Genomic DNA, 2,734 nt, shown 5'->3' with positions numbered 1-2,734 from the left:
CCGATGGCCGCGATCGCCATGGGCGCGCGCATCTCGGCCCCCTTGCCCAGCCCAAGCGCGATGGGCAACATGCCGAAGACCGTCGCGAAAGTGGTCATGAGGATGGGCCGCAGTCGAATCGGCCCGGCGCGCAGAATGGCCTCATTGCGCTCCAGCCCGCGCCCGCGCAGCGTGTTGGTGTAGTCCACGAGCAGGATGGCGTTCTTGGTCACCAGCCCCATGAGCATGACCACGCCGATGAGCGACATGGTGTTGACCGTATCGCCGGTCAACCACAACAGCACGGCCGCGCCGACAATGGCCAGCGGCAGCGAGAGCCCGATTGTGAACGGGTGGATAAGCGACTCGAACTGGGCGGCAAGTACCATGTACACGAAGAGCACCGCCAGTGCGAGCGCTCCCAGGATCGGGAAGAAGATCTCCTGCATCGATTCCGCCTCGCCGCCGTACACGAGCTTATATCCCGGCGGCAGATCGCCTTGCAGGGGCTCCAATCGAGCCCGAACATCCCTGGTCACGGTGCCCGCCGGATATCCGCCGAGCAGGTTGCCCTGGATGCTGACTGTGCGCGCTTTCTCCGTGCGCGTGATGGTCGTCGGCCCCTCCGCGGACACAAAGCTCGCCACTTCGCGCAGCGGGATGAGGTTGCCGTTGCTGGCGGCGATCCTGAGGTCGGCGAGGTCCTGCACGCGTTGCCGATCTTCTTCGCGCAGCTTGAGGCGCACGTCGTATTCCTCACCGTTCTCACGGTATTTCGTCGGCACCGTGCCGTCCACCGCCGTGCGTAGGGCGAGCGCGACGTGCGCCGGCGTCAGGCCCACGTTGGCCGCCTTGACGCGGTCCACGCGCACATTCGCCTCCGGGGTGCCCGGCTGCACTGACAAGTCGAGATCAGTCAGGCCCGGCACGTCTCGAATCGCGTCCATCCAGCGGTTGGCGATCCGAACCAGTTCGTCAACGTCCGGGCCGGAGATCTCTACGTCGATCGGGGAGCCGCCGGGGCCAAACATCTCCGCCTGGCTGACGTTCGGCTTCAGGTCCGGACGCTGGCGCAAGTCGCGGCGGATCTCGTCCATGATGTCCCAGGAGCTGCGCGTTCGCCTGTCCTTCAGTCTGACGCCGATGCTCGCCTCGTTGACGCCGCCCCCGCGGCTGAACATGCCGCCGCCCCCCGCGCCGACCCGGCTCAGAACGCGGTCAACCTCCGGGATCTCAATCAGCATCTTCTCCACGTCGCGTGTTACCGCATCGGTGCTGTCGAGCGAGGTACCTGCCGGAAGCGTCAGTCCGACATTGAACTCGCCGCGGTCAACGGGTGAAAAGGTCTCCTTCGGGATAACAACGAGGACGATGGACAGGCCGATGATCAGCGAGACAACGCCGATGAGCACCACCAGACGTCGGTGACGCAAGCACCAGTCGAGCGCCACCCGATATCGAGCGTCGATGAGATCGTAGAACTCGCCGATGCGCTCGAGCACGCCGCCGCCTCCACCCTCCGGCTGCTCCTTGGGGCGCCTCAGCAAGCGGGAGGCGAGCATCGGGGTCAGCGTCAGTGATACGAACAGCGACATCAGCACGGCGAACGCGACGGTCAAGCCGAACTCGCGGAAGAACTGCCCGACGATGCCGCGCATGAACGCAATGGGCCCGAACACGGCGACGATGGTGAACGTAATCGCCATCACCGCGAGGGCGATCTCGCCGGTGCCGTTGACCGCCGCATCGCGCGGCGATTCCCCCTCCTCGAGGTGGCGGTAGATGTTCTCGTTGACCACAATGGCGTCGTCAACCAGAATGCCGATGGCGAGCGCCAGGGCCAGCATGGACATCATGTTCAGGGTGAAGCCGGCGAAGTACATGAGGCCGAACGCCGAGATCACCGAGGTCGGCAGCGCCAGCGACACGATCGCCGTGCTGCGGAGACTGCGCAGGAAGAGGAAAACGATAACGATGCACAGCAGGCCGCCCAGGAGCAAGCTGTAGGTCACGTCGGCGACGCTCTCCTCGGCGAACTGGGATTCATCCAACACCACCGTGATCTCAGTCCCCGCAGGCAGCTCACGGTTGAGGCGGCGCACGGCCTCGCGTATCCCGTTCGCAGTCTGTACGATATTGGCCTCAGCGGCCTTGACGATCGAGATGCTCACCGTCGGCTCGAGGTTGAGCCGCGTGATTGATTGCCGTTCCTTGTGCGTATCGTACACCTGGGCGATGTCCCCCAGGCGCACCGGCCCCGGCGGAGTCATGAGCAGCGTCTCGCGGATGTCGTCAATGCTCTCGTATTCCTCGGGCACGCGCACCACGAAGCGCTGGCCGATCTCGTTGACGTGCCCTGCGGGCACGTTCAGGTTGCTGGCCGTGAGCGTCTGCGCCAGACGGTCGAACGAGAACCCGTAGGCCTCGAGCCGCGCGCGGTCAACCGCGACCTGGATTTCCCGCTCCAGCCCGCCATAGACGTTGGCCGCCGCCACCCCGCTGACGCGCTCCAAACGCGGCGAGATGACGTCGTCGGCGAGGCGCCGCAGCCGTACTAGGGGCAGGTTGCTGGAGACCGCCAACTGCATGATCGCCCGCGCTTCGAGGTCCACTCGCGAGATCACCGGCCGCTCGGCATCCTCAGGCAGGATGCGCTCGACGGGCGCTACCTTGTCGCGGATATCCTGTGCGGCGACGTCGGGATCCACTCCGACCTCGAACTCCACCACGACCACGCTCACGCCCTCGGAGGAGT

Annotated in this window: 1 protein-coding gene; it reads right to left on the bottom strand. The window is 65.5% G+C overall.

Going from position 1 to position 2,734, the window contains the following annotated elements:
- On the bottom strand, positions 1-2,734 hold a 2,734-nt coding region (locus tag JSV65_14425; GenBank protein ID UCH36788.1), incomplete at both ends, for an efflux RND transporter permease subunit.

This window comes from Armatimonadota bacterium (assembly GCA_020354555.1).
GTDB lineage: Bacteria > Armatimonadota > Hebobacteria.
Note: the sequence above shows the minus strand (reverse complement) of the source record. Positions and strands in the feature narration are given on the sequence as shown.